An 18727-nucleotide genomic window follows, 5' to 3' on the forward strand; every position below is an offset into this window, starting at 1 on the left:
AGGGCATCGATTTTCTTGCCACCACCCCTTTTTTATGTTAAAAAAATTTCTTTAATTCAAGGTGTTGGCAATCCGTCGCTTTGGGCTCGCTCATCGAGCCCGTCCAAGGAGAGACAGTTCCATCCCTTTTCGGGAGGGGAGTGAGAGGAAGATTCCGACACCTGTGTTGAAGAGGGAGGCCCAATGAACTACCGAGAGACGCTCAACCTTCCGAAGACAGACTTTCCCATGAAGGCCAATCTTTCGAAGAGGGAGCCCGAGATCCTCAAGATGTGGGAGTCGAGGGAGATTTATCGTAAGATGGTCGATCAGTCCAGGGGGAGGGAGAAATATGTCCTTCACGATGGCCCACCCTACGCCAATGGAAATATCCACATCGGGACGGCCTTGAACAAGATCTTGAAGGATATCATCGTAAAGTCGAAATTCATGGCCGGATATCACAGCCCTTACGTGCCAGGGTGGGACTGCCACGGCTTGCCGGTGGAGCATGAGGTAGAAAAGGCCCTCGGCAAGAAGAAGGCCGAGCTTTCGACCGTGGAGATCCGGCGGCGGTGTCGGGAATATGCCTCAAAATTCGTGAACATTCAAAGGGAGGAGTTCAAAAGGCTCGGGGTGTTCGGGTCCTGGGAGGATCCCTACCTGACGATGGATTTCAGGTACCAGGCAACGATCGTGAGGGAATTCGGAAAGTTTCTCCTCAACGGATCGGTCTATAAGGGGAAGAAGCCGGTTCACTGGTGTCCCACCTGTAAAACGGCGCTCGCAGAGGCGGAGGTGAAGTACGAAGACCACCGCTCGCCTTCGATCTACGTCAAGTTTCGAATGATCTCTCCGCTCCCCACGCTCGAAGAGGGGAAAGGAAAGGCGGTCTCGGTGGTCATCTGGACCACCACCCCCTGGACCATCCCGGCCAACCTGGCCATCGCCCTTCATCCCGATTTCACCTATGTGGCCGTCGATGTGGGAAAGGAGGTCTACCTCTTGGCCGAGGGGCTTCTCCAATCGGTCATGGAGAAGTTCGGGATTGACTCCTATCGAGTCCTGGCCAAATTTTCGGGAAGGGAGCTGGAAGGGCTCAAAACCCGACATCCCCTTTATGACAGGGAGTCGGTGATCGTGCTGGCTCCCTATGTGACCCTTGATGTCGGGACGGGATGTGTCCACACCGCACCTGGCCATGGGCAGGAGGATTACGAGACGGGGATCGAATACGGGCTCGAGATCTACAGCCCGGTGGATGACGATGGACGGTTCACCGCCGAGGTCCCCTTCTTTGCCGGCCAGTTCGTCTTCGACGCCAACCCGGCGGTCAACCAGAAACTGGCCGAGGTCGGGGCCCTTCTCAAAGAGGAGGAGATGGTCCACTCCTATCCCCACTGTTGGCGGACGAACGATCCCATCATCTTCAGGGCCACCGAACAATGGTTCATCTCCATGGACAAGACCGGCTTGAGGCGGCATGCCCTCCAGGCGATCAACGGCGTGAAGTGGATTCCCCACTGGGGCCGGGATCGGATTTATGGCATGGTCGAAAACCGTCCCGATTGGTGCGTCTCACGACAGAGGGCGTGGGGCATCCCGATCACCGTCTTTTACTGCTCGGCCTGCAAAGAGCCCCTGGCCAACGAGGAGACGATCGACCACGTCGCGAGACTCTTCGAGGAGAGGGGGGCGGATGTCTGGTTCGAGGAGGAACCCGCCCGTCTCCTTCCGGAGGGGACCCGATGTCCGAGGTGCGGAGAAAAGGCCTTCGTCAAAGAGACCGACATCCTCGACGTCTGGTTCGATTCAGGGGTCTCCTGGGCCGCTGTGCTTGAGCCCCGGAAGGATCTTGAATTTCCGGCAAGCCTCTATCTCGAGGGGAGCGACCAGCACCGGGGATGGTTCCACAGCTCCCTTCTCACCGCGGTGGGGACGAGAAAGAGGGCGCCCTATGCGGCGGTCCTCACTCACGGGTTCGTGGTGGACGGAGAGGGGAAGAAGATGTCGAAATCTGCCGGGAACGTGATCGCGCCGGAGGAGGTGATCAACCGCTTGGGCGCAGATGTATTGAGGCTCTGGGTCTCGGCCGAGGATTACAGGGATGACATCAAGATCTCCGAGGAGATTCTCAAGCGGCTGGCCGACGCCTATTTTCGCATCCGAAACACCTTCCGGTTCCTCCTGGGAAACCTCTACGATTTCGATCCCGAGAGGGATCGGGTGGCCTACCGGGAGCTTCACGAGATCGACCGGTGGGCGCTCCACAGGCTTCAGAAGCTGATCTTGAGGGTGAGGGAGGCCTACGAGCGCTTTGAGTTCCACGTCGTCTATCACAGCGTCCAGAACTTCTGCGCCGTGGAGATGAGCTCCACCTATTTCGACATCTTAAAAGACCGGCTCTATACCTTTCCGAGCCGGTCTGCGGGGCGGCGGGCTGCCCAAACCGCCCTCTATGAGATCCTGAGCGGGTTGGCGAGGCTGATGGCCCCCATCCTCTCCTTCACCTCTGAGGAGGTCTGGCAGCACCTACCTGGGGGGAAGCCCGAAAGCGTTCATCTGACCTCCTTCCCGGAGGTGAGGCAAGAGTATCTCGACGAGGCCTTGAACGAGAGGTGGGATCGGATCTGGGAGCTCCGCTCGGAGGTCACCAAAGCGCTCGAGGAGGCGAGGAAGGAGAGGAAGATCGGCCTCTCCCTGGATGCCCAGGTTCACCTCTACCTGCCGGAGAAGGATTACGAATTCTTTAAGTCCCTCGCTCACGACTTGAAGACCGTTTTTATCGTCTCATCGGTCACCCTCCACCGGGAGGAGAAGGAGAGGCGGGTCGAGGTCCACCGGGCCGAAGGGGAGAAGTGTGAGCGATGTTGGAACTACGATGTCAGCGTGGGGAAGGATCCCCAGTACACCACCGCCTGCGCACGATGTGTGGAGGCCCTGAAAGGATGACCTTCCCGATGGGTCGCAAATACGGGGTCTTGCTCCTCTGCCTTCTCTTCATCCTCCCGATGGACCAGTATACGAAACAGGAGGTCCAGCGGAGGATCCCCCTTCATCGGACGATCCCTGTCATCGAAGGGTTTTTTAATCTCACCCATGTGCGGAACCCGGGCGGGGCCTTCGGGATTTTGGCACAAAGAGGGGAAGGGATCCGTTCGTTTTTCTTCGTGGCCTTCTCCCTCCTGGCGATCGGGATCCTGCTCATCCTGCTCTATCGGACAAAGCCCCAGGAGCGGATCCTTTCCCTCTCGTTCTCCCTCATCCTGAGCGGGGCTATCGGAAATCTGATCGACCGGGTCCGATACGGAGAGGTCATCGACTTTCTCGATTTCTACCTCTCCTCCTTTCACTGGCCTGCATTTAACATCGCCGATGCGGCCATCACCATCGGAATCGGCCTGCTCACGCTCCGGCTGCTGACCCAGGGTCGAAAGGGAGGGGGCTGAGGTCGCATCCCTTCCCGCGATGGGGAGGGCTTCTTCCTCCTCTTTAAGGCTTGCGCTCCCTCGCTCCGCTCGAGGGGCTTTACCGAGAGAGGATCCGGGATTTAAAAAGGTGCATCCGATCCTGCTTCGCCTCGACGGCCTCACCCTCTATACATACGGCTTCTTTGTCGGCCTCGGATTTCTTCTTGGTTTGGCCCTCCTCCTCTGGAGGGGCCGAAAGGAAGGGATTCCGGAGGCCAGGCTCGTCGACCTATTCTTCCTCGTCTTCTTCTCCTCGATCGCGGGCGCAAGGGCCCTTTTCGTCCTTATCCACCCGGAGATCTTTCGGGAGGACCCCCTCGGCGTCTTCAAAGTCTGGGAGGGCGGGTTGGTCTTTTACGGAGGGCTCCTCCTCGCCAGCCTCCTCTCCTTGGCCTATTTAAAATGGGCCCGGCTGCCGGTATGGAAGGTCGCGGATCTCTTTTCCCCTGCCATCGCCATGGGGTTGGTCTTCGGCCGGATCGGTTGTCTGATGGCAGGGTGTTGCTACGGAAAGGAGACGTCTTTGGGTTGGGCGATCGTCTTCACGGACCCCCAGGCCTTGGCCCCCCTTCACCTGCCCCTTCACCCCACCCAGCTGTACGAAGCCCTCGGGGGAATCCTTCTCTTCTTCCTCTTGCACTGGAGAGAAGAGCGGAAGGGTTACGACGGCCAGATCTTCTTTCTCTTCCTCCTCTCCTATTCGATTCTCCGTTTCTTCCTCGAATTCCTGCGAGGGGATCCGAGGGGGTCTCTTTTGGGAGGCCTTCTCAGCACCTCGCAGGGGATAGGAATCTTCTTGGCCTCGACCTCCCTCTTTATGTTATTCTATTTGGGGAGAAGGAAGCGGAGGGAATGAGCCTTGGCTTGTTTGGAAATCTTGAGATACCCCCACCCCCTTTTGAAAAAACCCTGCGAGAAGGTGGTGCGGATCGATGAGGGGGTCAGACGCCTGATTCGGGATATGACCGAGACGATGTACAAGGCCAACGGGATCGGCCTTGCGGCCTGCCAGGTGGGCGATCACCGTAGAGTGATCGTCGTGGACGTGAGCCCCATCGATCCCGACAAGGAGTGTTTTGCGTTGATCAACCCGGAGATCGTCTCCGAGGAGGGCGAGGTGGAACACGAGGAGGGTTGCCTGAGCGTTCCCGATTGTGTGGAGAAGGTGAGGAGAAGGGAGAGGATCGTGGTTCGAGGGCTCACTCCCTCAGGGGAGGAGATCGAGATTTCCGCCGACGGGATCCAGGCCATCGCCCTCCAGCACGAGATCGATCACCTCAACGGCATCCTCATCCTTGACCGGATCAGCCGTCTCAAAAGGGAACTCTATCGAAACCGATTGAAGAAGTCGTTGAAAAAGGGGGAAGGGGATTGAGCGCTGCTCGCTGGCGGATCGTCTTTTTCGGAACCCCTGAGTTCGCCCTTCCCTCCCTGGAGAGGCTTACCCAGGGACCGGAGGAGGTGGTGGCGGTCGTCACCCAGCCGGACCGGGAGAAGGGGAGGGGTAAAAAAAGGACCCCCCCTCCGGTCAAAACTTACGCCCTCCAACACGGGCTTTCCCTATACCAACCCGAGAAGGTAAAGGAAGCCTCCTTTCTTAACGAGATGAAGGCCCTCGGACCCGATCTCATGGTCGTCGTGGCCTTCGGTCAGATTCTGCCCAAAGGCCTCCTCGAGATTCCGAGATTCGGGGCGATCAACGTTCATGGGTCTTTGTTGCCCGCCTATAGGGGAGCGGCACCGGTCGCTTGGGCCCTCCTCAGAGGGGAGGAGAAGACCGGTGTCACCACGATGCTGATGGACGAGGGGATGGATACAGGAGATATCCTCCTTCAGGCAGAGGTGGCGATCGAGCCAGACGATACGCGGGAGACCCTCGAAAAGAGACTCGCCTTGAGGGGAAGCGAACTCTTGACGGAAACGATCGAAAAGATGAAAAAGGGCGAGCTGACCCCCGTCCCCCAGGACCATTCGAAAGCCACCTACGCCCCGCCCCTTAAGAAAGAGGATGGCCGGATCGACTGGAGGAGGTCAGCCAGGGAGATCGAAAACCTGATCCGGGCGATGCACCCATGGCCCGGGGCCTTCACCCGCTGGGAGAGGGGATTGCTGAAGATCTTGCGGGGGGAGGCCCGCCAAGGGGCCATCTCATCGAACCCGGGGACGGTCCTGTGGGTGGGTGCTGATTTCATCGAGGTCGGCACAGGGGAAGGCTCTCTCCTGATCAAAGAGGTCCAGCCGGAGGGCGGCAGAAGGATGAGCGTGAGAGACTTCCTTGCCGGCCACCGCCTCCCCTCGGGGCTGGTCTTTCTCTGACGGCTGAGGGAATCTCGTGAGCGAGCAACCCAAAAAGAGGATCTTCATCGGGCTTCTGGTCCTGACCTGCCTCATCCTTTCCTTCCTCCTCTTTCTCCTCTGGTACGTCCCATTGGTGGGGCTGAAGAACCTCCATCCCTCCCTGCCCTTTCTCTACAGCCTTGTGCTCGCCTTGTTCGTCTTCGGGATGCTCTTCGGAGGTCTTCTCCTCGTCTTCACCATCCTCCGGGGGAAAGATATCCTTTTCACGCACCGGCTCAGGGGGATCGTGGCGAAGGTCCTCTTCCCCTTCATGATCCTGATGGGGAGGATGGTGGGTGTCTCGAAGGAGAAGGTCCAGCAATCCTTTATCGAACTGAACAACCATCTGGTCCGGTCGAATCATCACCGGGCAAGGCCGAGCCGGCTTCTCCTCCTCCTCCCCCACTGTATCCAGAACTTCGACTGCGAGATCAAGATCACCGCCCAGATCCGGAACTGCCAAGGATGCGGAAGGTGCGAGATCAAGGATCTCATCGAACTGGCCGAACGTTATCAGGTGAAGATCGCGGTGGCCACCGGAGGAACGCTGGCCAGGAGGATCATCGTGGAGAACCAACCGGAGGCCATCGTGGCCGTGGCCTGTGAACTCGATCTGACGAGCGGCATCCAGGATACCTATCCCATTCCGGTCATCGGAATCCTGAACGAAAGACCTTATGGTCCCTGCATCAACACCCGAGCCGATATCGAAAAGGTCAAGGCCGCGATCTTGGATTTCCTCAGGCCAGACCAGTGAGGCCGTTAGCGGTTTCTCCGGGGAGAAGGCCTCTCCCCATGGTTGACAAACCCTCGGCTGGTTATTATACTTTTTCGTGAAGGAGGTTCGAAGAAGCGATGAATTATTTTAAGACTTTCATCCTCATGTTGCTCCTTACCGCCCTTTTTATCCTGGTTGGGACGGCGATCGGCGGGAAGGACGGAGCGATCATCGCCTTCCTGTTCGCCGCCGGGATGAACTTCTTTGCCTATTGGTTCAGCGACAAGGTCGTCCTCCGAATGTACGGGGCCCAGCCCGTCACTCCTGCCGAAGCCCCCGAACTTTATCGGATCGTGGCCGAGCTGACCAATAAGGCCTCGATGCCGATGCCAAAGGTCTATATCATCGACAACGATACGCCCAACGCCTTTGCCACGGGTCGCAATCCGGAGCACGCCGCGGTGGCGGTGACGACCGGCCTTCTCAGAATCCTGTCGAAAGAGGAGTTGGCCGGGGTCATCGGCCACGAGCTCTCTCATATCAGGCACAGGGACATTCTCATCAGTACCATCGCCGCCACCCTGGCCGGAGCGATCGGGATGCTCGCCTCCATGGCCCGCTGGGGTGCGATCTTCGGGTCCGGCCGTTCCGAGGACGAAGAAAGGGGCGGGGCCAATTTCCTCTTCGTCTTTATCGCCACGATGATCGCTTCGATCGCTGCCGTCCTCATCCAGATGGCCATCTCGAGATCGCGGGAATATATGGCCGATGCCGGAGGGGCCCACTTGAGCCATCCGCTCTGGCTCGCCAAGGCCCTCGGCAAGCTGGAGATGGCCGCCCACCGGATCCCGATGGAGGCCAATCCCTCTACCGCTCACATGTTCATCGTCAACCCCCTGAGGGGAGGGGGCGTGTTGTCGCTCTTCAGCACTCACCCACCGATCGAGGAGCGAATCGCCAGGCTTGAAGAGATGGCGAGAACAGGGCGCTTTTGATCCGGAAATCGCCCAGGGCGATTTGCCTCGAAATCCTAAGCCAGGTAAATAGAAAGGACCGTTCCCTCGACGTCCTCCTGGATCGGGCTTTTAAAAAATACCGTCATCTCACCCCGTTGGATCGGGCCTTCCTGACCGAATTGGCCTATGGCATCTTAAGATGGCGAGAGAGGCTCGATTGGCCTGTCCGTCACCTGTCGAAGGTTCCTTTCGAAAAGATCGAGCCCGAGACGTTAAACCTCCTCCGCCTCGGCCTCTACCAGATCGATTTTCTCACGCGGACCCCTGTTTCGGCCGCGGTTAACGAATCGGTCGGATTGGGGAGGAGGTATCACGGAGGCCGAACCGCCGGCTTTGTGAACGCCATCCTCCGAAACTATCTCCGAAAAAGGCAGGAGATTCGCTATCCCCTTCTCGAGGAGGATCCGGCCCTCCACCTTTCCGTGGTTCACTCTCACCCCCGTTGGCTCGTCGAAAGGTGGATCCGTGAGTTGGGCCTCGAGACCGCCCTCGCCCTTTGCCGGTTTAACAATCGAATCGCTCCCCTCACGCTTCGTGTTAATACTCTCCGGGTGAAGAGGGAGGAGCTGATTGAGCGGCTGAGGGCGAAGGGGTTGAAGGCCATTCCGAACGAATATTCGTCGGAGGGAATCTCGATCGAGGATCCGCCGCCTGTCTCGGAGCTTCCCTTTCTCCGCGAGGGCCTTTTCGTCCTTCAGGACGAGGCCTCCCAGCTGGTCACCTCGGTCTTGGACCCGAGGCCCGGGGAGGCCATCCTCGATGGCTGCGCCTCGCCAGGAGGGAAGACCACCCACCTGGCCCAGAGGATGGGGAATCGCGGTGTGATCTATGCGGTCGATCTCAGCCAGAAGAAACTCGCCCCGATCGAGGAGAACTGCCGGAGACTGGGCGTGGCCATCGTGAAGACCCTCAAGGGAGATGTCACCCGGCCGCACCCGCAACTGGAAACGATGACCTTCGATCGGGTCCTCGCCGACGTCCCCTGTACGGGTTTCGGAACGCTACGGCGAAATCCCGATCTCAAATGGAAGAAGACCGAAAGGGATGTCCATCGTTTGAGCCAGCTCCAGTTCTCCATCCTCTCGTCGCTCTCCCGCTACGTGAAGCCGGGAGGGATTCTTGTCTACAGCACTTGCACGGTCTTCCGGGAAGAGAACGAAGGGGTGGTCGAGCGGTTCCTCCAGGCCCATCCGGAGTTTCGGCTGGAATCGGTCATGCCCTACCTGCCTGAGAAATGCCATCCGTTCGTTCAGGGAGGGGTCTTGAAGACCTTCCCACCCCGAAATGGAATGGACGGTTTCTTCGTGGCGAGGTTGGCCCGGTTGGGCTGAAAGGAGGATTGCCTTCGACCCTCGATTCGATTATGATGGCCTTGCCCAAGGATCTTTTCAAGGGATCGGGTTGGGCCGAGGCCCAAGGGGAGGGGAGATGAAGAAGATCGCGCCATCCATCCTTTCAGCAGATTTTAGCCGTCTCGACCAGGAGGTGCGTGCGGTCGAACGGGCTGGAGCGGACCTCCTCCATGTCGATGTGATGGACGGACATTTCGTGCCCAACCTGACGATCGGCCCCCTGGTGGTGAGCGGGTTGAGAAAACTGACCTCTTTGCCCCTCGATGTCCACCTGATGATCGAAAACCCGGAACGATTCGTCGAGGCCTTCGCCCAGGCAGGGGCAGACTATATGACCTTCCATGTCGAGGCCTGCCGGAACCTGAAAGGGATGGCCAGGAGGATCCGGGCCCTCCGGGTTCGTCCGGGCATCGTCCTCAATCCCCCCACCCCCTTGAGAAGGTTGTTCACGGTGCTCGATGAGGTCGACCTCGTCCTGCTGATGTCGGTCAATCCCGGGTTCGGTGGCCAGGCCTTCCTCCCCGAGGTCTTAAAAAAGGTGGCGGAGCTTAGAAAAATCGTCGACCAGAATGGGTATCGGGTTGAGATCGAGGTGGACGGGGGGATCAAGATCGACAACATTGCGGAGGTCTCCAGGGCAGGCGGAGATATCTTCGTCCTCGGCACGGGAATTTTCAAGACCCCGGATTACCGGGAGACGATCCGCCGGCTGCGAAAAGAGATCGGCCGATCGTCGTAGGCCCTCAAAGTTTCTTCTTTTGGTACCTCCAGACCGCTCGCTGGTGATCCTCATAGTGTTCGGAGAAATGGTGGGAGCCGTCGTTTCTCGAGACGAAGTAGAGATAGGGAGAGGAGGCCGGATGGAGGGCGGCCCAGAGGGAATCCCTCCCAGGATTGCAGATCGGGGTAGGCGGCAGGCCCGGGTTCAGATAGGTGTTGTAGGGGGAAGGCCTTTTGAGATGTTCTTTGGTGAGGTCTCCGTCGAAGTCCTCAAGGCCGTAGATCACCGTCGGGTCGCTCTGAAGCGGGATCTTCCTCCTCAGGCGGTTGTGGAAGACGGCCGAGATGAGCGGCTTCTCTTCGGAAAGGGGGCTTTCCTTTTCGATGATGGAGGCCAGGATCACGACCTCCCTTGGCGAGAGGCCCAACTGGCGGGCCTTTTCGAGCCACTCCCTGAGAAAGTACCTCCGGAATTGCTGGGTCATCATCCGGATGACCTCCTCCGGATCCATCTCGCGGTAAAGGTGATAGGTTTCAGGGAAGAGGAAGCCTTCGAGGGTCCACCCGATCCCTTTCGTTTCTTTGGTGGGTTCAGGGAAGTATTCGGCGAGGCCCATCGAGGCGATGAAGGCCGGTGAGGTGGCCTTCTCGAGAAAGGCCTTCTGTTCCACGATCCCCAAGGCTCCGAGGAGTTGAGCTATTTGCCGAAGCGTGTATCCCTCGGGGATGGTGACGAGGTGACGCCTCACCTGGCCCTGGACGAGGGTGTTGAGAACCTCCAGAGGGAGCATGCGGGTGTGGAGCTCATACTCTCCCGCCTTGATCTCGGCCTTCTTCCCGAGCAGGGTGGCCAGCCCGATGAACATCTCCTTGCTCCGGATGATCCCCTCCTGCTCGAGGACCGAGGCCGTCGCCCTGAGCGAAGTGCCCCGTTTGATGAGGATGACCTTGTTCTGGGAGCTCTTGGAAGGAGGGATCAGGAGGAGATAGAAGAGCCCGAAGAGGAAGCTCGACACCAGGCAAAAGAGGCTAACGAGGAGGAATTTACGAGGAAAGAGGCGTCTCATCACCTCTGCCCCTGAGCTGCTGGAGATATCCCTGGAGGATGAGGACCGCGGCCAGTTTGTCCACGACCGCTCTCCTCTTACTTCTTGAGAGGTCGGCCTCCAAGAGCGTTCGGTCCGCCTCGAGGGTCGAAAGCCTCTCGTCCCAGGTGATTACGGGAAGACCGACCCGCCTTTTGAGCTCCTCGATCCAGCTCAAGACGAATTCGGCCTGTTTGCCCAAGGAACCATCCATCCTTACCGGAAGACCGACGACGATCTCCTTCACCCCATATTGAGAGATGAGGGCGAGGAGCTGATCAAATTCATCCTCCTTCGAATCCCGTCGAATGGTTTTCACGCCCTGTGCCGTGATTCGAAGCTCGTCGCTGATGGCCACGCCGATCCTCTTCTGTCCGATATCAAGGGCCATGATCCTCATCGATCCTCTTGTCGTTCAACGCCGCTGGACTTGTCCACCGGATGGACCACGACGGCCCGTCCCAACGGTTAAACTAAAAATAGTCTAACATACAGGGATCAAAAGGGAAAGAAAAATTTCTTGACATTGGTGGGCGTGTTTGTTATAAAATGCACAATCTTAAAAAAGAGGGAGGTCTTTTTATGGATTTTTCATTCACGGAAGAGCAGATCGCGATGAGGGATATGGCCAAGAATTTTGCAGAGAAGAAGATCGCTCCCACCATGGAAGAGGATGAGAAGGAGCATCGATTTCGAAGGGAGATCGTCAAAGAGATGGCCAGCCTCGGGTTCTTCGGCTGCATCGCGCCGGAGAAATATGGCGGAAACGAGACGGGGTATATCGCGGCCTCGATCATGGCCGAAGAGATCGCCAGGGTCTCACCCTCCTGGGGCCTTCCCTTCAATCTCCAGATGAATTCTATCCAGTCGGTCCTGCTCCAATTCGGGACCGAATCGCAGCGAGAACAGTACATCCCTAAATTGATCAATGCCGATCTGCTCGGCTGTTTCGCCATCACGGAGCCCAATTCCGGTTCGGATGTGGCCTCGATGAAAACGGCTGCTGAAGAGAAAGAGGATGGGTTCATCCTCAACGGTAGCAAGATGTGGATCTCGGGTGTACCGGTGGCCGATCTCGGGATCGTCTATGCCTATACCGATCGATCCCTCAAACATCGGGGGATGTCCGCCTTTTTGGTCGATATGCACCTGCCTGGAGTGACCCAGAAGGCGATCGAGACGAAATTGGGGCTTCACTGCGCCCCCACCGGCGAGATCTATTTCGACAACGTCAAGCTCCCGAAGGAGAGCCTGGTGGGTCAAAAAGGGGATGGGTTCAAGATCTGCATGTACATGCTCGACAATACGAGGCTCTCCTGCGCTTCCAGGGCCGTCGGCGTGGCCAGGGCCTGTAAGGAACATGCGATCCGTTACGCCAACGAGAGGGAGCAGTTCGGCCAGCCCATCGCCAATTTCCAGATGATTCAAGAGCAGATCGCAGAGATGGTGGTCGAGGAGGAGGCGGCGAGGCTGCTGGTCTACCGGGCGGCCTGGAACCGTGATCGGGGGCAGCGCAATACGGTGGAGATCTCCTGCGCCAAACTCTTTGCATCCGAGGTGGCGGTCCGAGCGGCCAACACCGCCGTCAAAATCTTCGGTTCCTACGGTTTTTCGAGCGAATATCCGGTGGAACGTTTTTATAGGGATGCGAAATCCTTCCAGATCGTCGAGGGAACCTCGAACATCCACAAGATGATCATCGCAAGAAATGCCCTGGGCCTGAAGTAGGGACGAAACGGCCCACCCTTCGGGATGTCCATGCTTTCCCGGCCAGAGCTTTGAAGGGCTGGAGAGGGCCGCGTCACGAATGCTCGGGCAAGCATCCAAAATCCAACTGTTTCGAAGAGGAGGTTATGCCTATGGGAACACCTGTGACGGTACCAATGGTAGGGAAGATCGTCTCCATCTCCGTGAAGGTCGGGGATCAGGTGAAAGAGGACGACCAGGTGGCGGTCCTTGAAGCGATGAAGATGGAGATGCCCATCGTGGCCCCGGTGAGTGGGACGATCCAGGAGATCAAGGTCGCACCGGGCCAGGAGGTCGAAGCTGAAGCGGTCATCGCCATCATCGGATGACCCGGAGGGGGCGGGAGTCGGAGCGGTGGAGATCGATTTTTTATCGAAGGTCACCATACGGCCCATGAACCCGGGAGACATCGGGGCGATTGTGGCGATCGACGAGAAGGTCATCGGAAAGTCGAGGCCGGATTACTGGAAGAAGATGGTCCCCGAAAATCCACCGCATCCCATGCTCTCTCTGGTGGCGGAATTTGAAGGAAAGGTCATCGGGTTCGTTCTCGGAGAGGTGAGCGGGTGGGAATTCGGGGTTCCCGATACGGTGGGATGGCTCACTATCATCGGCGTCGATCCCGACTTCCAACACAGGGGGGTGGCGAGAAAGTTGAGCCAGGAGTTCATCAAGAATTTGAAGGCGATGAATGTCCGGGTCGTCTATACCTTGGTCAATTGGAATGATTGGGACCTCCTCAAATTCTACAAGGAGATGGGGTTCACCCGTGGGGGGGATATGATCAACTTAGAATTGAGGCTCGATTAGAGCCCGGTCGAAGGAGAACGGGAGATGGGAAGACTTGAAGGGAAAGCGGCGGTGGTGACGGGCGGAGGGAGGGGGATCGGCAGGGCCGTCTGCCTCGCCTTCGCCAAAGAAGGGGCGGACGTGGTCGTCAACTATGCCTCGCAGGAGAAACCGGCCCAGGAGGTCGTCGCGCTGATCGAGCAGATGGGGCGGAAAGGGGTTGCGGTGAAAGGAAATGTGGCCGTCAAGGCCGATGTGGAGAAGATCATCCATACCTGCATCGATCACTTCGGGAAGATCGATATCCTGGTGAACAATGCGGGGGTGTCCAGGCCCGGCATGCTCCACAAGATGACCGAGGAACAGTGGGACGAGGTGATCGACATCCAGCTCAAAGGCCCCTTCCTCTGTACTCAGGTGGCGGCCAAATTCATGATGGAGAGGAAGTACGGAAGGATCATCAACGTCACCTCCTCGGCTGGGCTCTGGGGGACCAAAGGCCAGATCAACTACAGCGCCGCCAAAGGAGGGGTTGTGGCCCTGACCAAATCGGCGGCCAGGGAGCTGGCGGGTTATGGGATCACTGTCAATGTGATCCAGCCCGGTTACGTCAATACGGAGATGTTCGAACGGGTGAAGTCGGATCCCAAGCTTTTGGAGATCTATACCGGCCGGATCCTGCTCGGTCGTTTTGCAGATCCGGAGGAGGTGGCCCCGGCCTTCGTCTTTCTGGCCTCAGACGAGGCCAGTTATGTGACGGGTCAGCTCTTCTGCATCGACGGCGGCCTGGGGATGACCTGAGGGTGAAACGAGACGGGGATTAAAATTTCGGAAGTCATTATCTCAAAGGGGGTGACGCGCATGTCAGTACCGGACAGGATTGAGACGTGGCAGATGGTTCAACCGACTTCGAAGAACAAAGAGACGGGTGAGGTGATCCCAGGAAGACTGGAGAAGGTCTCCCTTCCCGTACCTCCTCTGGCCGCCGACGAGGTCCTGGTGAAGGTGGCAGGCTGCGGGGTTTGCCATACCGACCTCGGCTATTTTTACGACGGCGTTCCGACGGTCCAGAAGCCTCCCCTGACGCTCGGCCATGAGATCAGCGGGACGGTGGTGGCGGGCGACGAGAAATGGATCGGCAAAGAGGTGATCGTCCCGGCGGTGATGCCCTGCCGGAAATGCCTGCTCTGCAAGACCGGCAGAGGGAACCGTTGTTTGGTCCAGAAGATGCCCGGAAACAGCCTCGGGATATACGGGGGTTTTGCGAGCCACATCCCGGTCCCCTCGATCGACCTCTGCGAGGTCCGGAATCGAGGGAACATCCCGTTGGAGCATTTGGCCGTGGTGGCGGATGCCGCCACCACACCCTACCAGGCCGCCAAACGGGCCGACCTCCAGCCCGGCGACCAGGTCATCATCATCGGGGTGACGGGAGGCGTCGGGGTCTACATGGCCCAGACCGCGAAGGCCCTGGGCGCGAAGACGGTGATCGGGATTGCGCGAAATCCTGCCAAACTCCAGCGGGCCCTGAAGTACGGGGCGGACTTCGTCATCAGCTCGCAGGACAAGCAGATCAAGGATATTCGGAACGAGTTTCGAGAGATCTGCAAGAAGAACCATCTGGAGGCGGGGTTCGGCTGGAAGATCTTCGAGGTGAGCGGTACGAAGGCGGGCCAGGACCTGGCCTTGGAGCTTCTCTCCTTCACCGGGAAGCTGATCGTGGTCGGCTTCGGGATGGCGAAGAATGAGTACATGATCTCCAGGTTGATGGCCTTCGATGCCGAGATCATCGGGACCTGGGGATGCCTCCCCGAATATTACCCCATCGTGCTGGACATGGTCCTTTCGAAGAAGATCGACATCGAGCCCTTCGTGGAGACGAGGCCGATGAGCCAGATCGCCGCGGTCTTCGAGGAGGTTCACAAGGCCGGCTCACCGGAGCGAAGGATCGTTTTGACCCCCGATTTTTAAGGGAGGAGAAGCTCAAGGTCGGTTCAATTTTTTGAATCCACAAGAAAGGAGAGGAGACGATGAACGGAAAGAGCAAGTACGAGAAGATTTTCAGGGGAAGGGATCCCAAGGAGTTCGGATTCGAAGAGATCATCTATGAGAAAAAGGATTGGACGGCCAAGATCACCCTCAACCGACCCCAACGTTACAACGCCTATACCGGGACCGAGCTGGCGGAGATCTGCGAAGCCCTCCACGACATCACCGTCGATGACAAGGTGGCCGTGGGAATCATCACCGGCGCCGGCGACAAGGCCTTCTGCACGGGCGGCGACGCAGGGACCTATTCGACCATCTATCCGGAGCGGCCCCACGAATTCTACATGTGGTGGGAATTCTACGAAAGGATGCTCTACATGATCCGGACCTGCGGAAAACCGATCATCGCCCGGATCAACGGCGTGGTGGCCGGAGGGGGAAATGAGATCAACCTGGCCTGCGACATCTCGATCGCCGCGGAGCATGCCCGCTTCATCCAGCCCGGGACCCGGACCGGGAGCGTCTCCGCCGGAGGCGCCACCCAGTGGTTGCCCTTGGTGATCGGCGACAAGAGGACCCGCTGGATGGTGATGGTGGGCGACGAGATCAACGCCCAGACGGCCCTTCAGTGGGGCTTGGTCAACGAGGTCGTCCCCTACGAGAAGCTGGACGAGGCAGTCGACAAGGTCGTCGAGAAGTTGGTGGATAAGTTCCCGGATTGCATGAGATACACCAAAGTTCAGTGCAACTTCTGGACGGACCTGGCCTGGACGACCTTCCAGCATGCGAGGGACTGGCTCTCCGTCCACTATGCGACCGCCGAGCCGATCGAAGGCTTCAGGGCCTTCCTCGAAAAGCGAAAGGTCGACTACCGCGCCATGAGGCAGAAGGACATCGCGGGCAAGAGCCGGAGCTATATCTTCGGACCTCCGATGAAGTCCTGCGCCAAATGCGGAACGAAGTATCTGCCCGATGAGTTCAAATTCTGTGGGGTCTGCGGGGCAGCGATTTAGGATCGGACGATGGCCTTGAGAGAGTCGAAATACCGAAGCGACCTCGGATTCTACAAGGAATTCGATCAGGATCGGGTCGTCCTGCCCGTTAAAGAGGATGGGGGTCTCTACTATGTGGAGATCCCCTCCCACCTTCGAAATCGTTTGGAACTCGTCGTGGGAAGTCGGTTGAAAGGGTGGCTGGAGAAGGTCCAGCCCAGAAAAGGCAAGGCCCAGACCCTGAAGAGGAAGATCGATTGGGAGATCGTGGGATACTGGCACGAGCTCCACATCCCCCAAGACCTGGTCAGGAAGTTGAAGCTGAAGGACGGGGATCAACTGACCTTGAAGTTCGAGCGGGTGGTCAATTACGGAAACGAGATCGAGATTTGAGGGTCCTTTTTGAACCTTAGAAAAAGGGTCTTTCGATAGGGAGGTGATATGGCCTCCCTATTTTCTTTCTTCTTTCCTTCCCAATCTCATCTCATGAGGTGATCGCCATGGCATTTAAATGGATTCAGACGGAGTTGAAGGAAGGGGTGGCCTATCTCACCCTGAATCGCCCTCCCCTCAACTGGCTCAATCTCGAAATGATGGAGGAGATCAATGCCTATCTCGAAGGGCTAAAAGAGGAGAAGAGCCTCAAGCTCCTCGTTGTCCAGGCGGCGGGAAAGGCCTTTTCGGTGGGGGTCGAGGTGGCCGAGCACTTAGGGGACCTTGGCCCGAGGATGATCGAGACCTTTCATCGCATGTTCCGCCTGATGGACGAGTTAAAGGTCCCGACCCTTGCGATCGTCCATGGCTCCGCCCTTGGCGGAGGATGCGAACTCGCGGTCTATTGCGATATGGTCCTGGCCACGGAGAAGGCCAGGTTCGGACAGCCTGAGATTCAGGTGGGGGTCTTCCCCCCGATTGCCGCTTTGGTCTTTCCGAGGATGATCGGCCGGAAAAAGGCCATGGAGCTGATCCTATCGGGCGAGACGATCAGCGCGCAGGAAGCCCTGGCGATCGGCCTGGTCAACCGGGTCGTTTCGGAAGCCTCGCTGGCCGAGGAGGTCGATAAGTTCATCGGGAAGTTCAAGAGTCTGAGCGGAATCGTCCTGAAGCTGACCAAAGAGGCGACCCTTTCGGGGTTGTGCGACGAGCCGGCAAAGGGGCTGAAGACCATCGAGCAGATCTATCTCGATCGGCTGATGAAGACCGAAGATGCCACCGAAGGGCTCCAGGCCTTCTTGGAGAAAAGGAAACCCCTTTGGAAGGACCGCTGAGAAGGTGGAGGCGGACCGAGTCCACGTGGCCGAGGGCCCATGCTCCGTGGCGATAGGTTTTCCGGGCCGGGTGGCATTCGGACCGTTCAAAAGGTGATGGCCAGGGTGAGGGAGCCATAGGCCTGGGCCTTGTCCTGGCCGTCGAATTCTTTGGAGCGGTAGACGTGGGCGTAGGTGAGTTTCAAGTGTTTATACAGGAGGGATAAGCCAGCCGCCATATCCGCCACCACCCGCTTCCGGTCCACCCGGTGACTCTCCTTCCAGGTGTTCCCATCGAGGAAGATGTTCCTGGCCACGGCCCTTCCTTCAACATCCACGAAGAGGTGGATTCCTAAATTTTCACGGCCTCGGAGCCTGGGGTCGTTCGGGTCTGCGGGGGCCTCGATGCCACTTCCCGCGCGGATGAAGGACGTCCCGAAATCGATAGGCAGATTGTAACCAAAACGAACCTCTCCCCCGAGGCTGGCATAGGTGAGGACATTGCCGGCCACCGCTCCGACTCTCGGGATAAAGTCGAAACCGAATCCCCTTCCCACGCCGCGACTCCAGAGACGCCAGCTCCGGTGCCACCCGACGAGGAGGCCAGGTTCGTTCCGGAGCTGGTGATCCCATCCCTTAGGTTCCTGGCTTTCGATCCAGCGGTGCACTGCCTTCTGGGTCTGCTCGGCATAGGAGGCCGGGCCTACGATCCCGAGGGTCACCTCAAACACATCCATCTGCGAGGCGTTTTTCACATGAAAGGTCAGGGAGAGGTAGGTCCATCCGGCATAGGGTCGATCATCCTTGATCAGATCGCTTCTCGAGATGTCTTCAGGGGTGAAGATGGTCTGGCCCAGGGAGAGGCCAAGGTTTCGCTGAAAACCAGGCCGGTTGATCAGGGGCAGTTTTCTGAGCAGCGGAAGCCCCCATCTCGGAAGGCGGGTATCTTCGTCAAACTCCGTCAGGTCCTTGGAAAGCCAGGTGAATTTGAGGGCATTGGTGTAGTGTCTGTCCGTCCCGTCGAAGACATCGTTTTCAAAATGGACGAAGAAGGTCTGGTGTTTCTGATCCGAGGGGACCTGGCCGGAGGAGAAAGAGGGTAAGAAAAGGGCGAGGCAGACCGAAAGGATCGGCAGGGCTCCCTTTTTCATCATTCCTCCTTTATCCAAGGGAATCATGATCAGCCATCCGTTCCTTTAGGAGGCCCTTTAAATTTCATCGATTTATATTTGAAAAAATCCAAAAGGTCAAGGCCTGACCTCTTTGACAAGCCTTTCGTTGGCATAT

General features: G+C 58.1%; 20 protein-coding genes. 17 read left to right on the forward strand and 3 right to left on the reverse strand.

The features are described from left to right. The first annotated feature begins 183 nt into the window (after positions 1-183). The 9 genes from ileS to rpe all read left to right on the forward strand — a co-directional run bounded on the left by ileS (position 184) and on the right by rpe (position 9611). Entirely contained in the window at positions 184-2931 is a 2748-nt protein-coding gene (gene ileS / locus N3G78_09210) for an isoleucine--tRNA ligase (GenBank protein MCX8118096.1), read from the forward strand. Between the two features lie 8 nt (positions 2932-2939). Further along, a complete protein-coding gene (gene lspA / locus N3G78_09215; GenBank protein MCX8118097.1) occupies positions 2940-3428 on the forward strand; it encodes a signal peptidase II in 489 nt (162 codons plus the stop codon). 109 nt (positions 3429-3537) lie between these two features. Then, positions 3538-4305, forward strand: a complete 768-nt coding sequence (lgt, locus tag N3G78_09220; GenBank protein ID MCX8118098.1) for a prolipoprotein diacylglyceryl transferase — start codon at positions 3538-3540, stop codon at positions 4303-4305. Positions 4306-4308: 3 nt separating this feature from the next. Further along, positions 4309-4824 (forward strand): peptide deformylase, encoded by a 516-nt coding sequence (gene def / locus N3G78_09225; protein ID MCX8118099.1) that lies wholly within the window; start codon positions 4309-4311, stop codon positions 4822-4824. Continuing rightward, positions 4821-5765 (forward strand): methionyl-tRNA formyltransferase, encoded by a 945-nt coding sequence (gene fmt, locus N3G78_09230; protein MCX8118100.1) that lies wholly within the window; start codon positions 4821-4823, stop codon positions 5763-5765. Before def ends, fmt begins: the two co-directional genes overlap by 4 nt. 16 nt (positions 5766-5781) lie before the next feature. After that, positions 5782-6543 carry a DUF116 domain-containing protein gene (locus N3G78_09235; GenBank protein ID MCX8118101.1) on the forward strand — a complete coding sequence of 254 codons (762 nt, stop codon included), beginning with the start codon at positions 5782-5784 and terminating at the stop codon, positions 6541-6543. Positions 6544-6641: 98 nt separating this feature from the next. Then, complete coding sequence (gene htpX, locus N3G78_09240; GenBank protein MCX8118102.1) at positions 6642-7499, forward strand: zinc metalloprotease HtpX; 858 nt, start codon at positions 6642-6644, stop codon at positions 7497-7499. Then, positions 7496-8851 carry a 16S rRNA (cytosine(967)-C(5))-methyltransferase RsmB gene (gene rsmB / locus N3G78_09245; protein MCX8118103.1) on the forward strand — a complete coding sequence of 452 codons (1356 nt, stop codon included), beginning with the start codon at positions 7496-7498 and terminating at the stop codon, positions 8849-8851. The genes htpX and rsmB overlap by 4 nt, the downstream gene beginning before the upstream one ends. Positions 8852-8948: 97 nt before the next feature. Then, positions 8949-9611 (forward strand): ribulose-phosphate 3-epimerase, encoded by a 663-nt coding sequence (gene rpe, locus N3G78_09250; GenBank protein MCX8118104.1) that lies wholly within the window; start codon positions 8949-8951, stop codon positions 9609-9611. Between the two features lie 4 nt (positions 9612-9615). Here the strand turns inward: rpe and mltG are convergent, their stop codons facing one another. Together mltG and ruvX are read right to left on the reverse strand one after the other, a co-directional pair. Beyond that, positions 9616-10659 carry an endolytic transglycosylase MltG gene (gene mltG, locus N3G78_09255; GenBank protein MCX8118105.1) on the reverse strand — a complete coding sequence of 348 codons (1044 nt, stop codon included), beginning with the start codon at positions 10657-10659 and terminating at the stop codon, positions 9616-9618. Continuing rightward, on the reverse strand, positions 10637-11077 hold the full coding sequence (gene ruvX, locus N3G78_09260) for a Holliday junction resolvase RuvX (protein ID MCX8118106.1): 441 nt from the start codon (positions 11075-11077) through the stop codon (positions 10637-10639). The genes mltG and ruvX overlap by 23 nt, the downstream gene beginning before the upstream one ends. 182 nt (positions 11078-11259) lie before the next feature. Between ruvX and N3G78_09265 the strand changes: the two genes are divergently transcribed. The 8 genes from N3G78_09265 to N3G78_09300 all read left to right on the forward strand — a co-directional run bounded on the left by N3G78_09265 (position 11260) and on the right by N3G78_09300 (position 17461). Beyond that, positions 11260-12405 (forward strand): acyl-CoA dehydrogenase family protein, encoded by a 1146-nt coding sequence (locus tag N3G78_09265; GenBank protein MCX8118107.1) that lies wholly within the window; start codon positions 11260-11262, stop codon positions 12403-12405. 131 nt (positions 12406-12536) lie between these two features. Further along, complete coding sequence (locus N3G78_09270) at positions 12537-12752, forward strand: acetyl-CoA carboxylase biotin carboxyl carrier protein subunit (GenBank protein MCX8118108.1); 216 nt, start codon at positions 12537-12539, stop codon at positions 12750-12752. 25 nt (positions 12753-12777) lie between these two features. Further along, positions 12778-13233 (forward strand): GNAT family N-acetyltransferase, encoded by a 456-nt coding sequence (locus N3G78_09275; GenBank protein MCX8118109.1) that lies wholly within the window; start codon positions 12778-12780, stop codon positions 13231-13233. Between the two features lie 24 nt (positions 13234-13257). After that, positions 13258-14013 carry a 3-oxoacyl-ACP reductase FabG gene (locus tag N3G78_09280; GenBank protein MCX8118110.1) on the forward strand — a complete coding sequence of 252 codons (756 nt, stop codon included), beginning with the start codon at positions 13258-13260 and terminating at the stop codon, positions 14011-14013. A gap of 60 nt (positions 14014-14073) precedes the next feature. Further along, complete coding sequence (gene had / locus N3G78_09285; GenBank protein MCX8118111.1) at positions 14074-15183, forward strand: 6-hydroxycyclohex-1-ene-1-carbonyl-CoA dehydrogenase; 1110 nt, start codon at positions 14074-14076, stop codon at positions 15181-15183. 59 nt (positions 15184-15242) lie between these two features. Next, positions 15243-16214 carry an enoyl-CoA hydratase-related protein gene (locus N3G78_09290; protein ID MCX8118112.1) on the forward strand — a complete coding sequence of 324 codons (972 nt, stop codon included), beginning with the start codon at positions 15243-15245 and terminating at the stop codon, positions 16212-16214. A gap of 9 nt (positions 16215-16223) precedes the next feature. After that, positions 16224-16586 (forward strand): hypothetical protein, encoded by a 363-nt coding sequence (locus tag N3G78_09295; GenBank protein MCX8118113.1) that lies wholly within the window; start codon positions 16224-16226, stop codon positions 16584-16586. Positions 16587-16693: 107 nt separating this feature from the next. After that, positions 16694-17461: an enoyl-CoA hydratase/isomerase family protein gene (locus N3G78_09300; protein ID MCX8118114.1), complete on the forward strand. Its 768-nt coding sequence runs from the start codon at positions 16694-16696 to the stop codon at positions 17459-17461. A gap of 86 nt (positions 17462-17547) precedes the next feature. On the opposite strand, the gene N3G78_09305 is transcribed toward N3G78_09300, so the two are convergent. Beyond that, the gene (locus N3G78_09305; GenBank protein ID MCX8118115.1) at positions 17548-18591 is read right to left on the reverse strand and encodes a lipid A deacylase LpxR family protein; all 1044 of its coding nucleotides are present in this window, start codon (positions 18589-18591) and stop codon (positions 17548-17550) included. Positions 18592-18727 lie beyond the last annotated feature (136 nt).

Source organism: Thermodesulfobacteriota bacterium (assembly GCA_026415035.1).
Classification (GTDB): domain Bacteria; phylum Desulfobacterota; class BSN033; order BSN033; family UBA1163; genus RBG-16-49-23.

Bases quoted from the DNA above. Each gene is read 5' to 3' on its own strand.
- N3G78_09270 (MCX8118108.1), top strand. From the start codon at position 12,537: ATGGGAACACCTGTGACGGTACCAATGGTAGGGAAGATCGTCTCCATC.
- N3G78_09280 (MCX8118110.1), top strand. From the start codon at position 13,258: ATGGGAAGACTTGAAGGGAAAGCGGCGGTGGTGACGGGCGGAGGGAGG.
- N3G78_09305 (MCX8118115.1), bottom strand. From the start codon at position 18,591: ATGAAAAAGGGAGCCCTGCCGATCCTTTCGGTCTGCCTCGCCCTTTTC.
- N3G78_09295 (MCX8118113.1), top strand. From the start codon at position 16,224: ATGGCCTTGAGAGAGTCGAAATACCGAAGCGACCTCGGATTCTACAAG.
- rpe (MCX8118104.1), top strand. From the start codon at position 8,949: ATGAAGAAGATCGCGCCATCCATCCTTTCAGCAGATTTTAGCCGTCTC.
- had (MCX8118111.1), top strand. From the start codon at position 14,074: ATGTCAGTACCGGACAGGATTGAGACGTGGCAGATGGTTCAACCGACT.
- N3G78_09265 (MCX8118107.1), top strand. From the start codon at position 11,260: ATGGATTTTTCATTCACGGAAGAGCAGATCGCGATGAGGGATATGGCC.
- N3G78_09300 (MCX8118114.1), top strand. From the start codon at position 16,694: ATGGCATTTAAATGGATTCAGACGGAGTTGAAGGAAGGGGTGGCCTAT.
- mltG (MCX8118105.1), bottom strand. From the start codon at position 10,659: ATGAGACGCCTCTTTCCTCGTAAATTCCTCCTCGTTAGCCTCTTTTGC.
- N3G78_09290 (MCX8118112.1), top strand. From the start codon at position 15,243: ATGAACGGAAAGAGCAAGTACGAGAAGATTTTCAGGGGAAGGGATCCC.
- htpX (MCX8118102.1), top strand. From the start codon at position 6,642: ATGAATTATTTTAAGACTTTCATCCTCATGTTGCTCCTTACCGCCCTT.
- ruvX (MCX8118106.1), bottom strand. From the start codon at position 11,077: ATGAGGATCATGGCCCTTGATATCGGACAGAAGAGGATCGGCGTGGCC.
- ileS (MCX8118096.1), top strand. From the start codon at position 184: ATGAACTACCGAGAGACGCTCAACCTTCCGAAGACAGACTTTCCCATG.
- lspA (MCX8118097.1), top strand. From the start codon at position 2,940: ATGGGTCGCAAATACGGGGTCTTGCTCCTCTGCCTTCTCTTCATCCTC.